The sequence below is a fragment of the Mesorhizobium sp. WSM4871 genome (assembly GCF_055811295.1).
In genome coordinates this window covers 499,029-518,446 of the sequence record NZ_JBVVPU010000003.1, presented here as the reverse complement: position 1 = coordinate 518,446, position 19,418 = coordinate 499,029, and the positions used below count along the sequence as shown (strand labels likewise).

Genomic DNA, 19,418 nt, shown 5'->3' with positions numbered 1-19,418 from the left:
TGCTATCACCCGCCGTCCGTTTGATGGCTCGCGAGACCAGCCTATGATTGTGAGCGCTGGGTCGTTTTCAACCGGAAGGCGCTCAACGGCATGCGATCATGTCGGCCATGGCTCCGCGAAAGCGGAAGCAAGATCAGGCTATTGAAATCCATCATACCAGTCGGGGCGGGTTTGAGAATAGCGCCCGTTCCGCACCGGCACCTGTGGACAATACCCCCTCGCAGGCCGACGGCATTGGCCCTACGCCGGCGCTCAGGCTAGCATCCGCCCGATGAAGCCTTCGAAAGACATCTCCCGGCTGATCGAGATCATGGCGGCGCTGCGCGCGCCGGCAACCGGCTGCCCCTGGGACATCGAGCAGGATTTTTCGACCATAGCGCCTTACACGATCGAGGAAGCCTACGAGGTGGCGGACGCCATCGCGCGCGGCGACCTCGGCGATCTACGCGACGAACTCGGCGATCTCCTGCTGCAGGTCGTCTACCATGCGCAAATGGCCGAGGAAGCCGGCGAATTCGCCTTCGGCGACGTGGTCCAGGCCATCACCACGAAAATGATCCGCCGTCACCCGCATGTCTTCGGCGATGAGAAGGCCCGCAGCGCCGGCATGGCCAAGGGCATGTGGGAGAAGATCAAGGCCGAGGAGAAGGCGGAAAAGCGAAGTGCCCGCCTCGCCCGTGGACTCGACCCTGAAGACAATGGCAAGGGCTTTCTCGACGGCGTGCCGGTCGCCCTGCCCGCGCTGACCCGGGCTCTCAAGCTGCAGGAAAAAGCGGCCCGCGTCGGCTTCGACTGGAGCGAGGCCACGCCGATCCTCGACAAGATCGAGGAGGAGATCGGCGAATTGCGCGAGGCGCTGTCCAAGGGCGACACGGCGTCGATCAAGGACGAGTTCGGCGACATGCTGTTTGCCGTCGTCAATCTCGGCCGGCACCTCAAGCTCGATTCCGAAGCGGCGCTCAGCGGCACCAATGAGAAATTCCGCTCGCGCTTCCACTATGTCGAGCGGGCACTGGAAGCGTCCGGGAACACGCTCGAAAAGGCAACGCTGGACGAAATGGAAGCACTTTGGCAGCAGGCCAAAAGCGCGAAATAAGCTGAATTACCCGTTGTTTTTACGGTGCAATCGGCTTTCGATCTCTTCGCGCGCGCTTTGCGTCGCCCTGAGCGAGACGGTCACGCTGCCATCCTCATTGTCGGCCCGAGAAACGACGTCGCCATTGCGGTAGAGCCAGTCGACAAGGCCAAGTTGAGCCGGCGTAAGCGTGATTGTCAGCGTCGCCAGTTCACCCGACACCCTTGTCTCGATGATCGCCTTCAGCGCATCGATGCCTTCACCGGTGGCGGCCGATATGGCGATCGGCGGCGCCTTTTTGCCGTCCGCGCCATCAGCAAGTAACCGCGCCCGGTTGCCCTCGTCGAGCCGGTCGATCTTGTTCCACACTTCGATGACGCGCTCGGTGTCGCCGGCATCGACGCCGAGATCGGCAAGGATACGCTCGACATCCTCGGCCTGTGCGGTCGTGTCGGGGTCCGAAATATCGCGCAGATGGATGACGAGATCGGCTTCGACCACCTCTTCCAGCGTAGCCCGGAAGGCCGCGATCAGATGCGTCGGCAGGTCTGAAATGAAGCCGACCGTATCCGACAGGATGACCGGCGTGCCGTGCGGCAGGCGCACGCGGCGCAGCGTCGGATCGAGCGTGGCAAACAGCATGTCCTCGGCCAGAACCCCTGCCCCGGTCAGCCTGTTGAACAGCGTCGACTTTCCGGCATTGGTGTAGCCGACGATCGCCACCACCGGGAACGGCACCTTCTTGCGCTTGGCGCGGTGCAGGTCGCGAGTGCGCCGCACGGTTTCCAGTTCGTGCTTGAGCTTGATGATCTTGTCCTGCAGGACGCGCCGGTCCGATTCGATCTGCGTTTCGCCGGGACCGCCGAGAAAGCCGGCGCCGCCGCGCTGGCGCTCAAGGTGGGTCCAGCTGCGGACGAGCCGGCCCTTCTGATAGTTGAGATGGGCAAGCTCGACTTGCAGCGTGCCTTCCTTGGTCCGAGCACGCTCGCCGAAGATTTCCAGGATCAGCCCGGTGCGGTCCAGCACCTTGGCGTTCAATTCCTTTTCGAGATTGCGCTGCTGCACCGGCGTCAGCGGATGGTCGACGATGACCAGCTCCGCATGGCCCTCTTTGACGATCTCCGCGAATTCCGCCACCTTGCCGCTGCCGAGCAGGGTCGCCGGGCGCGGATCGTTGACGGTCACCACCGCCGTATGGATCGGGTCGAGGTCAATGGCGCGGGCCAAGCCGACCGCCTCGTCATGGCGGGCCTCGGCCGAACGCGTCAGGCGCGGGCGATTCGTCTCGTCGTCGCCGCGCTGCTGGCGGGTGAGCACCGGCACGATGACGACAGCCCGGGTTGGACCCTTGGCCTCGGTCCCGGGCTGATGTGACGATTTTTTTTCGCGGATGCTGCGATCCGCGTCTTTCTCACGTGCCAATCAGGCGCCCTGGCTTTCCTCGCCATCGAACATCTGAACCGGCTGGCTCGGCATGATCGTGGAAATGGCGTGCTTGTAGACGAGCTGGGAATGGCCGTCACGACGCAGCAGAACACAGAAATTATCGAATGAAGTGACCACGCCGGTCAGTTTCACGCCGTTGATGAGGAAGATGGTGAGCGGGTTCTTGCTCTTGCGAACTGAGTTCAGGAACAGGTCCTGAAGGTTTTGCGATCGTTCCGCCATTGTTCTTGTCTTTCCGCCGATCCCCTTCGGTTTGCAGGCCAATGCGCCAAATTAACCGGCCCATGTCAAGCGTACAAACACCCTCTTGCCGTCAGTAACGACAAGCAGAACGAGATATATTGATGTTCATTCCACCTGTGCGGTTATCAGGCCGGACTTTTTTCCGCAACGTCAAAAAAGGCCTGCCGCAAGGAAAGTGTTATTGAGCCGGGATGGCCGTTGGCCACGGGAACGCCGTCGATCGCCACGATCGGCATGGCGATCGTCGTCGCGGAACTGATGAAAGCCTCGCGCGCGGCCTTGGCTTCGGCGACCGAAAACCCCCGCTCCTCAATCGTCAGCCCCAGCTTGGCGGCCACTTCGAACAGCGTGGTGCGGGTAATGCCGCGCAGGATGCCGTGTTCGGCCGGCCGCGTCACCAGCACGCCATCCCTGGTGATGATCCAGGCGTTCGACGACCCGCCTTCCTTGACGGTGCCGTCGGCATCGACGAACCAGGCTTCCTGCGCACCCGCTTCCCTGGCTTTCTGCTTGGCAAGCACATTGGGCAGCAGGCCGACGGACTTGATGTCGACCCGGTCCCAGCGATTCTCCGGCACGGTGATGACCTTGATCCCGCTCTCGGCCCGCTTGGCGGCGACTGCGGGGTCGGCCTTCCGGGCGGTCACCACCATCGACGGCTTGGTGCCGGCCGCCGGGAAGACAAAGTCGCGGCTGGCAACGCCGCGCGTCACCTGGAGATAGACCAGGCCGTTGGCGACATGGTTGCGGCGCACCACTTCGCGCAGGATGAGCGGCAATACGCGCTGCGTCACCGGCCAGTCGATCGAGAGCTCACGCAAGGAACGGTCCAGCCGGGCGAGATGGCGTGGCATGTCGACGATAAAGCCGCGCGCCACCTCGCAGACCTCATAGACGCCGTCCGCGAACTGATAGCCGCGATCCTCGATGTGCACACAGGCGTCGGCGTGAGCGACATAGCGCCCGTTCACATAGGCAATGCGCGGCATCTGTAGTCCCCTGGATGGTCCCGGCTTTCTTAAGCGATTCCGCCACCGGCGTAACCGACAAATGCGTGGGCCAGAAGCGGCAAGGTCCGCGACAGGCCGCCGGTCAGACGCCCAGCGACTTCAGCTTGCGATGCAGCGCCGAGCGCTCCATGCCGATGAATTCGGCGGTCTTCGAGATGTTGCCGCCAAAACGGTTGATCTGGGCGATCAGGTAGTCCTTCTCGAACTGTTCGCGCGCTTCACGCAGGGGCAGCGCCATGATGTGCTGGTCGGACTGGTTTGGCGTGCGCGGCATGACGTCGCCGATCTCGGCGGGCAGAAGATCGGCGGTGATCGGCGCATCGACATCGTCGCCACGCGCCAGGATCATCAACCGCTCGACATTGTTGCGCAACTGGCGGACGTTGCCTGGCCAGTTGTGGGCCTGCAGCACGGCCAGTGCGTCGTCGCCGATGCGCCGGGGCCGGATGCCGGCCTGACGAGCGATCTGCTTCATGAAATTGTCGACCAGATAGGGAATGTCCTCCCGCCGCTCGGCCAGCCCCGGCACCATGACCGGAACCACCGCCAGGCGGTGGTAGAGATCCTCGCGGAAACGGCCGTCGGCGATCATCGCCTCCAGGTTCTGCGAGGTCGACGAGATGATGCGGACATCGACCTTGACCCGCTTGGTGCCCCCTACCCGTTCGAACTGCTGTTCGACCAGCACGCGCAGGATCTTGTTCTGCGTCTCGCGCGGCATGTCGGCCACTTCGTCGATGTAGAGAATGCCACGATGCGCCTCTTCCAGTGCGCCGACCTTGCGTTCGACACCGTTCGATTCGGTGCCGAACAGTTCGACCTCCATGCGTTCGGGCGTGATGTTGGCGGCGCTCAGCGTGACGAAAGGCGCGCCCTTGCGCGCCGACAACGTATGGATGGCGCGGGCCGCAAGCTCCTTGCCGGAACCGGACGGGCCGATGATCATGACGCGGCTGTTGGTCGGCGCGACGCGCTCGATGGTCTGTCGCAACTGGCTCATCGCCGACGACATGCCGATCAGATCGAAGGTTTCGCCGCTGCGCAGCTTGAGGTCCGAAACCTCCCGCCTCAGCTTCGAGGTCTCCAGCGCACGCTCGGCAATCAGGATCAGCCTGTCGGCCTTGAACGGCTTTTCGATGAAGTCGTAGGCGCCGCGGCGGATGGCGGAGACCGCCGTTTCGATATTGCCGTGGCCGGAGATCATCACCACCGGCAGGTTGGGGTGCATCGTCTTGATCTCGTCGAGCAACGCCAGCCCGTCCAGCCGCGAGCCCTGCAGCCAGATGTCGAGGAAAATCAGCCTCGGCGCCCGGTCGGCGATCGCCGCAAGCGCGCTGTCGGCATCGAATGCCGTGCGGGTTTCGTGACCTTCGTCGCTCAAAATACCGGCGACAAGTTCGCGGATGTCTTCCTCGTCATCGACGATGAGAATGTCAGACGCCATTACCGACCTTTTCAGTTTCTCTCTCGTTTTCCGTCCTGCCCTCGCCGCGCGGTGGCGCGGCAACGGCGGCTGGCGGCAGGATGATGCTGATCATCGCGCCCCGGCCACCGTGGAAGTCCGCCGGCGCATCATGCAGTTCGAGCCGGCCGCCATGGTCCTCCACGATCTTCTTGACGATAGCGAGGCCGAGCCCGGTGCCCTTCTCGCGCGTCGTCATATAGGGCTCAAGCAGCCGCTGGCGATTCTCGCGCGGCAAGCCTTTGCCATTGTCGATGACATCGATGCGAATCGCGCCATTCTGGCGCCCGGCCTGAATCCGGATTATGCCGTCCGAACGATCCTTTTGATCAAGTCCGTCAATGGCCTCGGCCGCGTTCTTGATGACATTGCCGAAAGCCTGCGCCATCAACCGGCTGTCGAAGGTGCCTTTCAGAGGTTCGTTGCCGAACATGCGCTCGAAAGTGATGTCGGCGCGGCTCACTTCGACGAGGAACGAGGCCTCGCGCAATGATTCGCGCAAGTCGAGGGACTTCATTTCAGGCTTGGGCATGCGTGCGAAGGCGGAGAACTCGTCGACCATGCGGCCGATATCCTCGACCTGCCGGATGATCGTGTCGGTGCACTGATCGAAAACCTCGCGATCCTCGGTGATGACCTTGCCGTAGCGGCGCTTGATGCGCTCGGCGGAAAGCTGGATCGGTGTCAGCGGGTTCTTGATCTCGTGGGCGATGCGCCGCGCCACGTCGGCCCAAGCCGACGAGCGCTGTGCCTGCACCAGATCGGTGATGTCGTCGACCGTCACGACATAGGATTTCTCCTCCAAACCGTCATCGCCAGCCTCGATCGTGATCTGCACGTTGAAGGTCCGCTCCGTGCCGGCGCGGTAGAAGGTCACCTGTTCGCGATAGACCGGTTTTCCCGACTTGCGGCCGATCTCGAAGACGCGGCCGACATGCGGCAGCACCGCGGAAAGGTTCTGCCCGAGTGTGGCGGTGGCCGATATGGCCAGCATCGTCTCGGCCGAGCGGTTGACGATGGTAACGATGCCATAGGGATCGACGCCGATGACGCCGGCAGTGACGCCGGCAAGCACCGCTTCCGAAAACCGCCGCCGCTCATCGATCAGATCCTTGGCGGACAGGATCTCGTTGCGCTGCGATTTCAGCTCCAAGAGCATCTTGTTGAAGGTATCGCCGAGCGAGGCAACGTCGCCATCGGAGGGCCGAACGGGCACGGCAACGTCGAGATTGCCGGTCGCCACCTCGTCGGCCGCGCCGATAAGCTGACGGATGGGCCGCACCAGGCGGTCGGCGACGGCAATGCCGGTCCAGATGGCGGACAGGATGATGATCAGCGTCAACGACAGATAGGGCAGCGCGAAGGCCACTTGCGAGGTGCGGCGATTGTCTTCGAGGCCACGATATTCGTCGGCGTTGGACCTGACGATCTGCCGCGCCTTGATCACCTCGGGATCGACGAGGCGGATGGTGTAGAGATAGAGCCCTTCGATCTCGCGCAGCTTGACGATGGCGCCCATGATGTTGCGCGTCTTCGGCTCGATCAGCACCGGCTTGCCATCGGTGGCACTGGCGACGGAGCCTTCCGGCGGCTCCGGCATGGCAAAATCCGCATCGGTCTTGGCGCTCATGACGAAGGAGCCGTCGGGCTTGATGAGTGCGGCATGGGCCAGTGAACGGCCAACGGCTTCCTTGTTCATGAGATCGAGGAAACCGGTCCGGTCGAGACCGTAGAGCGTGCGCGACGCATCGAGGTCATAGGCCATCGACAGCGTCGTCCCCTGGAGATTGCGCGCGTTCTCCTGCACATAGGCGTCCGCAATCGACAGCGACGAATTGACGATCGTCTTGGTGCGGATTTCGAACCAGCGGTCGAGGCCGATGTCCAGCGTGATCGAGGCGATGATCGCCACCATGATGGCGGGAATTGCGGCGACCAGGGCGAACATCGCGACGATGCGCACATGCAGCCGCGACGCCGCCTTGCCGTGCCGGCGCGCCATCACGATGCGATGCACTTCGCGCCCGACCAGCGCGGTCAGGAACAGGACGAAGGCGGCGTTGAGCGCGATGAGCGCCAGCGTCGTCTTCTCGTTCGGAACGATCGGCGTGGCGCCGACGAGAATCGCGAAGGAGATCGCCGCCGTGATCAGCGCGCCGGCGATCGCCACCACGCCGGGCAGCGCAAGCAGCCGGCGCCCGTCCCTCGGGCCGGGCTTGCTGAAAAGCCGTTCACTCAGTGTCGGTGCCTGTGAAGCCATGTTGCCGTGTGGAGCCGATGATTGCGTCGGATCTATGCAACGCATTGTGGCGATTATGCAACAAGTGTGACCTGGACGGAAAATCTTTCGGCGATTGATCCCCGGAAAAACGGCGTGGCTCTATCGCATCGCGCAAGCTCGACGCAAGAAGAGCATAGGCCCCGGATGCCTATCGGAGCTATGCGCCGCAAGCGAATTGGATAGAATGGCCCCGATGCATCGCCAGGCGGGGCCGCTTCCATGAGAGCTGTCGATACGGCAGAGGTCATCTTTCTGGTCGATAACGCGACCGACAGTCTCTCGTCGAACCCTGGTTTCGTCGAGACCGAGTTCGCCAGCCATCGCCGTCGCGGCATGCAGTGGCTGTCCGGGAAATGCCTGTGCTGCGCCGCGCATGGGCTTTCCTGCTTGATCACCGCCCGGACCGGATCCGCCAGCCGCACGCTGCTGTTCGACACCGGGCCAGAGGAATGGGTGTTTGAGCGCAATGTAGTGCGGCTCGGCGTCGATCTGGGGGAAGTTGGCGCGGTGGTGCTGTCGCATGGTCACTGGGATCATGGGGGTGCAATGCCGCGCGCCCTCCAGATGATCACAATGAGCAATGGCGGGCAGCCGGTTCCGACCTATATGCACCCCGATATGTTCGCCTTACGCGCGACCAAATCCGCTGACGGGCAGTTTCGACCGATGGAGCTGGTGCCGAGCGTGGATGTCCTGTCCGGAAACGGCGCCGATGTCATCGTTACCCGAGACGAGCTGCTGCTTTTTGACGAGACGTTCTATGTGAGCGGCGAAATCCCTCGCGTGACCCGGTTCGAACGCGGGTTTCCCGGCCAGTATCGCCGGATCGCGACAGGCAGTTGGGAGCCGGACGAGGTAATGCCGGACGAGCGTTTCGTGGCGATCAACGTGGCCGGTAAGGGGCAAGTCGTCTTCACCGCCTGCTCGCATGCCGGCCTGATTAACGTTCTGACGCACGCCCAGTCACGGTTTCCGAATATCCCGCTCTATGGCGTGTTTGGCGGCTTCCACCTCTCCGGGATCACCGAGCCAATTATTCCGGAGACGGTCGAAGCGCTGGCGCAGTTTGACCTGCAATTGATATCACCCGGGCACTGCACGGGTTGGCGCGCCGTGAGCGCACTTGCGGCCGCCTATCGCGAGAGGGTCGTTCCATCCGCGGTCGGCAAGACGTTCATGCTTTGAGACTAGGCAAAGCTAGTAGCCCAACGCCATCCCATCCTTGCGGGGGTCGGACCCTCCAATCAGGACGCCGCGCTCCCAGTCAATCCGGATGGCCTGCGCGCCGCCGATGGCCCACCGGGGCGGTTGAACCTTGAAGCCGCGGCGTTCCAGTTCGGCACCGATGCGGGTGCGGACGGCTTCCTCGGCCTCCACCGTCGCGGTAGCGGGCAGTGGAAAGAGGCGCGGCAGGTCAATGGCGGCCTGCAGATCGAGACCACAATCGTAGAGCCGGGATAACAGATGGGCGTGGCCCATGGCCTGATAATGGCCGCCCATTACACCGAACGGCATGACGACGCGGCCACCCTCGGCGGCCATTCCCGGGATTATTGTATGCATTGGACGCTTTCGGGGGCCGACTTCGTTAGGGTGACCCGCCGCAAGCGAAAAGCTCTGGCCACGGTTATGGAACAACACGCCTGAGCGTGGCGCCATCAGCCCGCTGCCATAGGGACTGAAGATCGAATTGATGAAGCTGACCGCATTGCGGTCGCGATCCACCACACAAAGATAGACGGTATCCTTGTGCTCGACGGTGTCGAACGACGGCAGCGGTTCGGTGACCCGATCGAAGGAAATGCCAGCGGCGAGGCGATCAGCAAGTGTGCTCGATAGCATGCGCTCGACGGTCCCATCCGACCCCGGCGGATCGGCGACCATCGCGTCGCGCGCGGCGTAGGCGAGCCGTGTTGCCTCGAGGAGGAGATGCAGATCATCGGGGTTGAACGGGTCGTTGGACAGCGAGAAACGTGAGAGGATGTTCAGGATCAGGAGGGCGACGACGCCCTGGCCATTCGGCGGGCATTCGTAGATGGTGCGGCCGCGATAGGTTGTGGAGATGGGTGTAACATAGTCTCCCGCAGCGCTGCCGAAATCGTCGAGGGTGTGATGGCCGCCGAGGACTCGCAGATAGTCGACCATGTCCTCGGCGACGGCGCCGCGATAGAAGGCGTCCCTGCCGTCGCGTGCGATCGCGTCGAGCGAATCCGCGAGCAAGGGCTGGCGCTGGACGCTGCCGACCGCCGGCGCCTCTCCCTCGACCAGGAAGGTGGCAAGGGTGGTTGGGTCTGCCGCCAGGAGATCGCGCTGCAGGCCCAGGTCGGCGGCGACACGGGGCGTCAGTGCGTAGCCCTCGCGTGACATGGCGATTGCCGGTTGAAGGACCTCGGCCATCTGCATCCGGCCGAAGTCGCTCAAGAGGCGGCACCAGGCATCGACCGCTCCAGGAACCGTGACGGCATGAGGAGACGAGCGCTCGATTGCTGTCACACCCTCGGCGCGCAACGCATCGCGGGTCAGGGCGGCCGGCGTCCGGCCCGAGCCGTTATAGGCCCGCATGTCGGTGGATCCTTCCACCGCGATCATCGCGAAACAGTCCCCGCCGACACCCGTCGAGCCCGCCTCGACGACACATTGTACCGCCACGGCCGCCACCGCCGCATCGATGGCGTTGCCTCCTGCCTTCAGGATCTCGATGGCCGTCAGGGTTGAGGCCGGATGTGAGGTCGCCGCCATCCCGTGACGGGCGACGGCCAGCGACCGACCAGGATCTTCGAAGTTGCGCATGACGGTCCTCAAACCTTCCCGGCCATTTGCTTAGTCAGTCCCTTGGCGCCAGCGCAAGTGACTTTGGCCTGATGTCGCGCATTGAGTGGTGGGGGACAGCGGATACAGCTGTCTCACCTTCGCCATCGCGCTGGCTGGCTGCAAAAGTGAGAGCCCAATGTCAGGGTCTGGGCATGAATTCGGCCGAGCGCGAACAAGCTTCCGCTTAGGTCGAACTCGGTCGTTCTGAGTGATTGGGTTCTGACGCTAAGATTGCCTGGACGATTTGTAGACGTTAACGCCGAGTTCGCGGATCTTCTTGCGCAGCGTGTTGCGGTTCAGCCCCAACAGTTCCGCGGCCTTGATCTGGTTGCCGCGGGTCGCTGTCATCGAGGCCAGAACCAGCGGATATTCGACCTCGGAGAGAATGCGCTGATAGAGCCCGGCGGGCGGCAACTCACCGGCAAAGGAAGCAAAATAGCGCTGCAGGAAATGCTCCACCGCCTGGCCAATGGACAGATCGTCGGGAATGAGGTTACCGCCACCGGGAACGACCGGCCTCTCGCCGGTCTTCAGTTCCGCCTCGATGATCTCGGCGGAAATCTCGTCCTGGGAGTAGAGCGCGGCCAGCCTGCGGACGAGATTTTCAAGCTCGCGCACATTGCCGGGCCAGGGATAGCGCTTCATCAGTTCGATGCCGCCGGTGGAAATGCGTTTTGTCTGCAAGCCTTCGCTGGCGCCGATCTTGAAGAAGTGCCGGACGAGGTCGGGAATGTCCTCGGACCGCTCGCGCAACGCCGGCAGCCTGAGCGGCACGACATTCAGCCGGTAGAACAGGTCCTCGCGGAACAGACCCTGGTTGATCAGCGTGCGCAGATCCTTGTTGGTGGCGGCGACGATGCGCACATCGGTCTTGATCGGCGTGCGGCCGCCGACGGTGGTGTATTCGCCTTGTTGCAGCACGCGCAGCAGGCGCGTCTGCGCTTCCATCGGCATGTCGCCGATCTCGTCCAGGAACAGCGTGCCGCCCTCGGCCTGCTCGAAACGGCCGGTGGAACGGTTCTGCGCACCGGTGAAGGCGCCCTTCTCGTGCCCGAACAGTTCCGATTCGATCAGGTCGCGCGGGATCGCCGCCATGTTGATGGCGACGAAGGGCCCGCCGCGGCGGCGGCCATATTCGTGCAGCGCCCGGGCCACCAGCTCCTTGCCGGTGCCCGATTCGCCCGAAATCATCACCGTCAGGTCGGTCTGCATCATGCGCGCCAACATGCGGTAGATATCCTGCATCGCCGCCGAGCGGCCGACCAGCGGCATCGTTTCCGGCGGCTCGTCCGCCCGCGCATCGATCTTAGGCCGCCTGGGCTCCGACAACGCCCGGTTGACGATGTTGAGAAGCTCGGTCAGGTCGAACGGCTTGGGCAGATATTCATAGGCGCCGGTCTCGGAGGCGCGGATCGCGGTCATGAACGTATTCTGGGCGCTCATGACGATGACCGGCAATTCCGGCCGCGCCTTCTTGATGCGGGGCAGCATGTCGAAGGCGTTCTCATCGGGCATCACCACGTCGGTGATGACGAGATCGCCCTCGCCCGCCGCCACCCAGCGCCACAGAGTGGATGCGTTGGAGGTCACCCGCACCTCGTGGCCGACGCGCGAAAGCGCCTGATTGAGGACCGTGCGGATGGCCGCATCGTCGTCGGCGACGAGAATATTGCCGCGAACCGTCATTTGCGGTCTCCTTCGCCATCATCGTCCGTGCCGAACGGCGTTTCTTTCCAAGCCGGCATCAGAATGCGGAAGGTGGTTCCGCGCGGCGTCGAATCGCATTCGATGATGCCGCCATGCTCGCCGACGATTTTCGCAACCAGCGCAAGACCGAGTCCCGACCCGTTCGGTTTGGTGGTGATAAACGGGTCGAACAGGATTGGCAGGATATCTTCGGAAACACCGGAGCCGTTGTCGCGCACGCAGAATTCCAGCGGCAGCGACACGCGTCCCTGCGATCCCGGAACGGAGACACGGATGCCCGGCCGGAACGCGGTCGACAAGGTGATCTCGCCTTGCGGATCGCCGCCAATGGCCTCGGCGGCATTCTTGACCAGGTTGAGGAACACCTGGATGAGCTGGTCGCGGTTGGCGAAAACCGGAGGCAATGAAGGATCATAATCCTCCAATATCTTGATCCGGCTGGCAAAACCGTTCTTGGCAATCGCCTTCACATGGTCGAGAACGACATGGATGTTGACGGGATAGCGGTCGATCGGCCGCTCGTCGGAGAACACCTCCATGCGATCGACCAGTGAGACGATGCGGTCGGTCTCGTCGGTGATCAGTCGAGTCAGCGCGCGATCCTCGTCGGAAGCCGACAGTTCGAGCAGCTGGGCAGCGCCCCTGATGCCAGAGAGCGGGTTCTTAATCTCGTGGGCGAGCATGGCGGCAAGGCCAGTCACCGAGCGCGCAGCGCCGCGATGCGTCATCTGGCGGTCGATCTTGTCGGCCATCGACCGTTCCTGGAACATGACGACCACGGAGCCTGGGAATTCCGGTACCGGCGCGACATAGAGGTCAACCACCTTCTCGATTCCGAGGCGTGGCGACGACACGTCGACCCGGTATTCGTTGACCGGCGCCCGGCGCTCGCGCACCTGGTCGACAAGCGTCAGCAACGGACTGCCGAAAGGAATGAGCTTGGACAATGTGTTGCGGGCGAGCATGGTCGCGCTCGAGCGGAAGAAATCCTCGGCATCGGCGTTGGCGAAGGTGATGAAGCCTTGCTCATCGACCATGATCACGGGGCGACGGATGGTGTTCAGCACGATATGGGCGGCGTCCGCCATGTCCGTGTTCTGTGCGACGGTCGCGCTCATGCCGCGCTCCGCAGATCGGCTGGTTCCGCAGCGCTTTGGAACACGTCGTGCAGCCGAGCAATGACCTGTGCCGGCTCGAAAGAGGTAAGGATCGCCTTGCGCCGGTCGGAGGCGATGCTGGCGGCATGGCGATCGAGATACCAGCCAATGTGCTTGCGCGCCTGGCGCAGGCCGCTTTCGATGCCGTAGAGCGCCAGCATGTCCTCGTAATGGGCAATGACGTAATCGGTGAGCGCTTGCGGGCTTGCGGGAATGCCTGATGCCGTTTCACCAGCCGCGGCCGCCGCTATACTGCCCGCCGTCCACGGCGCGCCGTAATGCGCGCGGCCGACCATCACCGCATCGGCGCCCGACTGGTCGAGGACCATGGCCGCCTCTGCCGGCGAGCCGACATCGCCATTGGCGACGACCGGGATCGACACGGCCTGCTTGATGCGGGCGATGGCGCGCCAGTCGGCCTTGCCCTGGTAGAATTGGCAGCGCGTGCGGCCATGCACCGTCACCATCTGGACGCCGGCCTGCTCGGCGCGGCGGGCCAAAAGAGGTGCATTGAGCGCGCCTTCGTCCCAACCGAGCCGCATCTTGACCGTGACCGGCACCTCGACGGCGCCGACCACCGCCTCGATCAGCGACAGCGCGTGGTCGAGATCGCGCATCAATGCCGAACCGGCATAGCCGCCGGTCACCTTCTTGGCCGGGCAGCCCATGTTGATGTCGATGATGTCGGCGCCCTCACCGGCGGCGATTCGGGCGCCCTCGGCCATATGCGCCGCCTCGCGGCCGGCAAGCTGGACCATGTGAACGGGCAGCCCGGAATGGCGGATGCGCAGATCGCAGCCGGCCCTGCCCCTGGCCAGTTCGCCGCTCGCCACCATCTCCGACACGACCAGCCCGGCGCCATGTGCGTAAGCGCGTTGCCGGAACGGCTCATCTGTTATACCGGACATGGGTGCGAGAAAGACGCGATTGCGGATTCTCGCGCCTCCGACGTCGAGCGGCAAAGCCAATTTGGTCAAGTCAAGTTTGCTCAAGTCAGGCATGCACAAAAACCAAGCATGTTCGATTGCTGCACATTCTCTAGCCAGAAGTAAGGCAATGTGCAACGCGGAATGACGCCACATTAAGGCGCATTTGGGAAAATGCTGGCCTTCGCTACAAGCCGCGACTAAGCCTCTCGCCATGACAGACGCAAGCGAAAAACCAGCCGACGCGGCAAACGACAAGGTGGGTGTGGTGATCGTCGCCGCCGGGCGCGGCGCGCGTGCCGGACAGGCCGACGGACCGAAGCAGTATCAGCGCATCGGTGGCCGCGCCGTCATCGCGCGCACGCTTGAGACGTTCCTGTCGCATCCGCAAACAGGCCCTGTCGCCGTCGCCATTCATGCCGACGACCGCGACCTCTTTCGCCAGGCGGCGGGCGCCGATGCCGACCGGGTCATCGCCGTGATCGGCGGCGTGTCACGCCAGGCGTCGGTCCGTCTCGGGCTGCTGGCGCTACGCGACCATGCACCGGGCCGGGTTCTCGTCCACGACGCCGTGCGCCCCTTCGTCGACGCTGCCCTTATCGACCGCACGATCGCCGCCATCGGCGAGCGCCAGGGTTCGCTGCCCGCTTTGCCGGTCGCTGATACGCTGAAACGCGAATCGGCCGCCGGCATGATCGAAGAGACCGTCCCCAGGACCGGACTTCATGCCGCGCAGACACCGCAAGGTTTTCCGTTCTGGCCGCTGCTTGCCGCCCATGAGAAAGCCCACCATCTGGGCAAGGCTGATTTCACCGACGATGCCGCGATCGCCGAATGGGCGCATATTCCGGTGAAGATCGTTGCGGGCTCACCGGACAATGTCAAACTCACCTGGGCACGGGATATCGCCATGGCAGACCAGCGGCTTTCCGGCGAACGGCCGCGTTTTCCTGATATCCGCACCGGCAATGGCTACGACGTCCACGCCTTCGAACCGGGCGACCACGTCACGCTCTGCGGCGTCGCCATCCCGCATGACAAGAAACTGTCCGGCCATTCGGATGCCGATGTCGGCCTGCACGCGCTGACCGATGCGCTGCTCGCCACCTGCGGCGCCGACGACATCGGCACGCATTTCCCGCCGTCCGATCCGCAATGGAAAGGCGCTGCCTCGCGGATTTTCGTCGAACATGCGGCGAAGCTGGTGCGCGAACGTGGCGGGCGCATCGCCAATGCCGACATCACACTGATCTGCGAGGCGCCGCGCGTCGGCCCGCATCGCGCGGCGATGACCGCGACGCTTTCGGCGATGCTGGGAATCTCGCCGGACCGGATCTCGATCAAGGCGACAACCAACGAAAAGCTCGGTTTTGTCGGCCGCGAGGAAGGCATAGCGGCCATCGCAACCGCCAGCGTCGTATTTCCCGGCGACGTACCCGAATGAGCAACAGCGACCTCGCAAACGCCCTGCTCCAGGCCTGCCAACAACGCGGCATCATGCTGGCGACGGCCGAGAGTTGCACCGGCGGCATGATCATCGCAGCACTCACCGACATTGCCGGCTCTTCCGCGGTGGTCGACCGCGGGTTCATCACCTATTCCAACGAAGCCAAGATGGAGATGCTCGGCGTTTCCGCCGCCACGCTTGAGGCGCACGGCGCCGTCTCGCGCGAGACAGTGCTGGAGATGGCGGCGGGCGCGCTAGCCCGCTCGCGCGCCCAGCTCGCCCTTGCCGTCACCGGCATTGCCGGTCCGGGCGGCGGGTCGGCGGAAAAACCTGTCGGGCTGGTCTGGTTCGGCGTTGCCGTGGCGGGCAAGCCGATCATTGCCGAACGCAAGCTGTTTGCCGACAACGGCCGCGATTTCATCCGCCGGGAAACGGTCAGGCACGCGCTGGAACTGGGCCTGGGCGCGCTCGACCAGGATCAGGCTGTCGGCGTTGAGCCGTAAATAATATCGGCACGCTTCTCAAAGGCCTCGGAGAACATGCGAAAGGCGCGGTCGAACATGGTCCCCATCACCACGCCGAGAATGCGGCTCTTGAACTCGTAGTCGATGAAGAAGTGGACTTCGCAACCGCGATCGGCCGGATCGAAGCGCCAGACATTGCTGAGATATTTGAACGGCCCGTCGATGTATTTGACGTCGATGGTGTTCTCGTCGGGCTTTAGAAGCACCTGCGTGGTGAAGGTTTCGCGGATCGCCTTGTAGCCGATGCTCATGTCGGCGACGAGAATCGTGCGACCATCGCGCTCCTTGCGTGAGCGAACCGTCAGCGCCTCGCACAGCGGCAGGAATTGCGGATAGGTTTCGACGTCCGCGACCAGGGCGAACATCTGTTCCGGCGTATGGGCGACGCGGCGTGTTGCTTCGAATTTCGGCATGAAACCAGCGTGTTAGGCTGATTTTCTGAGCTGCGATTCGCGCGCCGCGCGCAGCCTGGCGAAATCGTCGCCGGCGTGGTGCGACGAACGCGTCAGCGGGCTCGATGCCACCAGCAGGAAGCCCTTGGTCTTGCCGATCGTCTCGAAGGATTTGAATTCCTCCGGCGTGACGAAGCGGATCACCGGATGGTGCTTCTTCGAAGGCTGCAGATACTGGCCGATGGTCATGAAATCCACATTGGCCGACCGCAGATCGTCCATCAGTTGCAGGATCTCGTTTCGCTCCTCGCCGAGCCCGACCATGATGCCGGACTTGGTGAAGATCGAGGGATCGAGTTCCTTGACCCGCTGCAGCAATCTGATCGAGTGGAAGTAGCGCGCGCCCGGACGAACCGTCAGGTAGTTCGACGGCACGGTTTCGAGATTATGGTTGAACACATCCGGCTTGGCCGCCACCACGACCTCAAGCGCGCCTTCCTTGCGCAGGAAATCGGGCGTCAGGATCTCGATCGTCGTCGATGGCGTCGCCGCGCGGATAGCGCGGATAACCTCGGCGAAATGCCCAGCCCCGCCATCGGCGAGATCGTCGCGGTCGACGGAGGTGATGACGACATGGGTCAGGCCCATCTGCTTGACCGCATGCGCGACACGTGCCGGCTCATAGGGGTCGAGCGCGGTCGGTATACCGGTAGCCACATTGCAGAAGGCGCAGGCGCGCGTGCAGATCTCGCCCATGATCATGAAGGTGGCGTGCTTCTTTTCCCAGCACTCGCCGATATTGGGGCAGCCGGCCTCTTCGCACACCGTAACCAGCTTGTGCGACTTCACGATCTCGCGCGTTTCGGCGTAGCCTTTCGACATTGGCGCCTTGACGCGGATCCAGTCGGGCTTGCGCAGCACCTCCTGGTCGGGCTTGTGCGCCTTTTCCGGGTGCCGCAGGCGCGGCGCATTGGCGATCGTGTCTAGGACGGTGACCATCTGAAATCCGGTTCATTCGCGAGCGCCTTTCCGGCGTTCGCTTTCCACAAGTCATCTAGGACTTTTCAGCGCAAAGAAAAAGGCCACGGCGGCGCATGCCGCCACCGCCGTTTTCGCATGGCGCAGGTTCAAATCAACTAGCGGCGTACCAGGCGTCCTACCCAGATCAACAGGCAGGCGCCGATGAAGCCGGTGATCAGATAGGCGATCCAGCCCGCGCCGAAGGCACCGATATTGAGCGCCTGCAGGATGGCGTTCAGCACGATCGCACCGACGATGCCAAGAATGATGTTCATCAAGATGCCGGTGTTGCTCTTCATGAACATCTCGGCGAGCCACCCCGCCAGGCCTCCGATGATGATGGCTGCTATCCAGCCCACGCCGTTCACGTCCATATGCCCTCTCCTCGTATGATGAATGCATCAGGAAACGAATTGCCTTGCCGTCGAGTTCCTCCAAGTCCTGCCTCTGAGTCTCGCGCGGCCAATTTATCATGCGTTCAGCGCGCGGCCATAGGCGTCGAGCACGCTTTCCTTCATCATCTCCGACAGCGTCGGATGCGGGAAGATGGTGTGCATCAGCTCTTCCTCTGTTGTTTCGAGGTTCATCGCCACGACAAAGCCCTGGATCAGTTCGGTCACCTCGGCGCCGACCATATGCGCGCCGAGCAATTGTCCGGTCTTCTTGTCGAAGATGGTCTTGATAAAACCCTGGTCCTCGCCAAGCGCGATGGCCTTGCCGTTGGCGCCGAACTGGAAGCGACCGACGCGGATGTCCTTGCCCTCGGCCTTTGCCTTGGCTTCGGTCAGGCCGACGGAGGCGACCTGCGGGTTGCAGTAGGTGCAGCCCGGGATCTTGAGCTTATCCGTGGCATGCACGCCGGGGAAATTGGCGATCTTTTCGACGCAGACAACGCCCTCGTGCTCGGCCTTGTGGGCAAGCATGGGCGGCCCGGCGACATCGCCGATGGCATAGATTCCGGGCACGTTGGTCTTGCCGTAGCCGTCGACGACGATGCAGCCGCGCTCGGTCTTCACGCCAAGCGTTTCGAGGCCGAGGTTTTCGATGTTGCCCTGCACGCCGACGGCCGAGATCATACGGTCGGCGGTGATCTTCTCGACCTTGCCGTCCTTCATCTCGACATGCGCGGTGATCGAGTTTGCCGACTTCTCGACTTTGGTCACCTTGGCCTCGAGAATGATCTTCATGCCTTGCTTCTCGAACTGCTTCTGCGCGAATTTCGAGACCTCCGCGTCCTCGACCGGCATCACCGCCGGCAGAAGTTCGACCACGGTCACCTCGGCGCCCATGGTGCGGTAGAACGAGGCGAATTCGATGCCGATGGCGCCCGAGCCCATCACCAGCAGCGATTTTGGCATCTCCTTCGGCACCATCGCCTCGAAATAGGTCCAGATCAGCTTGCCGTCGGGCTCCATGCCGGGCAGCGCGCGCGGCCTGGCGCCAGTGGCCAGGATGATGTGCTTGGCGGTGTAGGTGCCCTCGCCCTTGACGCCCTTCGGCACCGGCGGCTGCGGCTCCATCGGCTTCTTGGCCGTCTTGGAGACAACGATCTCACCTGGTTTGGTGAGCTTGGCCTCACCCCAAATGACGTCGACCTTGTTCTTCTTCATCAGGAAGGCGACGCCGCCATTGAGCCTGAGCGAGACTTTTCGCGAACGATCCACCACCGCAGCTGTGTCGACACCGACCTTGCCGTCGAGCTTCAGGCCATAGTCTTTCAGATGATCGGAATAGTGCATGATCTCGGCTGAGCGCAGCAGCGCCTTGGTCGGAATGCAGCCCCAGTTGAGGCAGATGCCGCCAAGATGCTCACGCTCGACGATCGCTGTCTTGAAGCCGAGCTGGGCAGAACGCACCGCCGTGACATAGCCGCCGGGACCGGAGCCGATGATGATGACGTCGTAGTTCTCAGCCACG

Annotated in this window: 17 protein-coding genes; 4 read left to right on the top strand and 13 right to left on the bottom strand. The window is 63.2% G+C overall.

The window, feature by feature from the left end; translation table 11 throughout:
* Window positions 1-271 precede the first annotated feature (271 nt).
* Window positions 272-1,096, top strand: a complete 825-nt coding sequence (mazG, locus tag AC0L2H_RS09180; RefSeq protein ID WP_473589892.1) for a nucleoside triphosphate pyrophosphohydrolase — start codon at window positions 272-274, stop codon at window positions 1,094-1,096.
* A gap of 6 nt (window positions 1,097-1,102) precedes the next feature.
* Here the strand turns inward: mazG and hflX are convergent, their stop codons facing one another.
* From hflX to AC0L2H_RS09155, 5 genes are all read right to left on the bottom strand, one after another.
* Window positions 1,103-2,497, bottom strand: coding sequence for a GTPase HflX (gene hflX / locus AC0L2H_RS09175; RefSeq protein WP_473589891.1), 1,395 nt, complete (start codon window positions 2,495-2,497; stop codon window positions 1,103-1,105).
* A complete protein-coding gene (gene hfq / locus AC0L2H_RS09170) occupies window positions 2,498-2,743 on the bottom strand; it encodes an RNA chaperone Hfq (RefSeq protein ID WP_006202172.1) in 246 nt (81 codons plus the stop codon).
* 146 nt (window positions 2,744-2,889) lie between these two features.
* Window positions 2,890-3,753 (bottom strand): D-amino-acid transaminase, encoded by an 864-nt coding sequence (locus tag AC0L2H_RS09165; protein WP_473589890.1) that lies wholly within the window; start codon window positions 3,751-3,753, stop codon window positions 2,890-2,892.
* A gap of 103 nt (window positions 3,754-3,856) precedes the next feature.
* Window positions 3,857-5,218, bottom strand: a complete 1,362-nt coding sequence (gene ntrX, locus AC0L2H_RS09160) for a nitrogen assimilation response regulator NtrX (protein ID WP_473589889.1) — start codon at window positions 5,216-5,218, stop codon at window positions 3,857-3,859.
* Entirely contained in the window at window positions 5,208-7,496 is a 2,289-nt protein-coding gene (locus AC0L2H_RS09155) for a sensor histidine kinase NtrY-like (protein WP_473589888.1), read from the bottom strand. Before AC0L2H_RS09155 ends, ntrX begins: the two co-directional genes overlap by 11 nt.
* Before the next feature lie 240 nt (window positions 7,497-7,736).
* Here AC0L2H_RS09155 and AC0L2H_RS09150 point away from each other — a divergent pair, with 240 nt between their 5' ends.
* On the top strand, window positions 7,737-8,702 hold the full coding sequence (locus AC0L2H_RS09150; RefSeq protein WP_473589887.1) for an MBL fold metallo-hydrolase: 966 nt from the start codon (window positions 7,737-7,739) through the stop codon (window positions 8,700-8,702).
* Window positions 8,703-8,714: 12 nt separating this feature from the next.
* On the opposite strand, the gene AC0L2H_RS09145 is transcribed toward AC0L2H_RS09150, so the two are convergent.
* From AC0L2H_RS09145 to dusB, 4 genes are all read right to left on the bottom strand, one after another.
* A complete protein-coding gene (locus AC0L2H_RS09145; RefSeq protein WP_473589886.1) occupies window positions 8,715-10,307 on the bottom strand; it encodes a gamma-glutamyltransferase family protein in 1,593 nt (530 codons plus the stop codon).
* Between the two features lie 246 nt (window positions 10,308-10,553).
* Window positions 10,554-12,014, bottom strand: coding sequence for a nitrogen regulation protein NR(I) (gene ntrC / locus AC0L2H_RS09140; RefSeq protein ID WP_107647843.1), 1,461 nt, complete (start codon window positions 12,012-12,014; stop codon window positions 10,554-10,556).
* Window positions 12,011-13,153, bottom strand: a complete 1,143-nt coding sequence (locus tag AC0L2H_RS09135; RefSeq protein ID WP_473589885.1) for a two-component system sensor histidine kinase NtrB — start codon at window positions 13,151-13,153, stop codon at window positions 12,011-12,013. The genes ntrC and AC0L2H_RS09135 overlap by 4 nt, the downstream gene beginning before the upstream one ends.
* The gene (dusB, locus tag AC0L2H_RS09130; protein WP_473589884.1) at window positions 13,150-14,193 is read right to left on the bottom strand and encodes a tRNA dihydrouridine synthase DusB; all 1,044 of its coding nucleotides are present in this window, start codon (window positions 14,191-14,193) and stop codon (window positions 13,150-13,152) included. The genes AC0L2H_RS09135 and dusB overlap by 4 nt, the downstream gene beginning before the upstream one ends.
* 139 nt (window positions 14,194-14,332) lie before the next feature.
* Here dusB and AC0L2H_RS09125 point away from each other — a divergent pair, with 139 nt between their 5' ends.
* Both AC0L2H_RS09125 and AC0L2H_RS09120 read left to right on the top strand, forming a co-directional pair.
* Window positions 14,333-15,562 (top strand): bifunctional 2-C-methyl-D-erythritol 4-phosphate cytidylyltransferase/2-C-methyl-D-erythritol 2,4-cyclodiphosphate synthase, encoded by a 1,230-nt coding sequence (locus AC0L2H_RS09125; protein ID WP_473589883.1) that lies wholly within the window; start codon window positions 14,333-14,335, stop codon window positions 15,560-15,562.
* A complete protein-coding gene (locus AC0L2H_RS09120; protein ID WP_473589882.1) occupies window positions 15,559-16,068 on the top strand; it encodes a CinA family protein in 510 nt (169 codons plus the stop codon). The genes AC0L2H_RS09125 and AC0L2H_RS09120 overlap by 4 nt, the downstream gene beginning before the upstream one ends.
* Here AC0L2H_RS09120 and AC0L2H_RS09115 read toward each other — a convergent pair.
* From AC0L2H_RS09115 to lpdA, 4 genes are all read right to left on the bottom strand, one after another.
* Entirely contained in the window at window positions 16,044-16,502 is a 459-nt protein-coding gene (locus AC0L2H_RS09115; RefSeq protein WP_473589881.1) for a type II toxin-antitoxin system RatA family toxin, read from the bottom strand. The two genes, AC0L2H_RS09120 and AC0L2H_RS09115, sit on opposite strands and share 25 nt — an antisense overlap.
* A 12-nt stretch (window positions 16,503-16,514) precedes the next feature.
* The gene (gene lipA / locus AC0L2H_RS09110) at window positions 16,515-17,480 is read right to left on the bottom strand and encodes a lipoyl synthase (protein WP_473589880.1); all 966 of its coding nucleotides are present in this window, start codon (window positions 17,478-17,480) and stop codon (window positions 16,515-16,517) included.
* A 137-nt stretch (window positions 17,481-17,617) separates the two neighbouring features.
* Complete coding sequence (locus AC0L2H_RS09105; RefSeq protein ID WP_473589879.1) at window positions 17,618-17,875, bottom strand: GlsB/YeaQ/YmgE family stress response membrane protein; 258 nt, start codon at window positions 17,873-17,875, stop codon at window positions 17,618-17,620.
* Window positions 17,876-17,971: 96 nt separating this feature from the next.
* A complete protein-coding gene (gene lpdA / locus AC0L2H_RS09100; RefSeq protein WP_473589878.1) occupies window positions 17,972-19,417 on the bottom strand; it encodes a dihydrolipoyl dehydrogenase in 1,446 nt (481 codons plus the stop codon).
* Window position 19,418 lies beyond the last annotated feature (1 nt).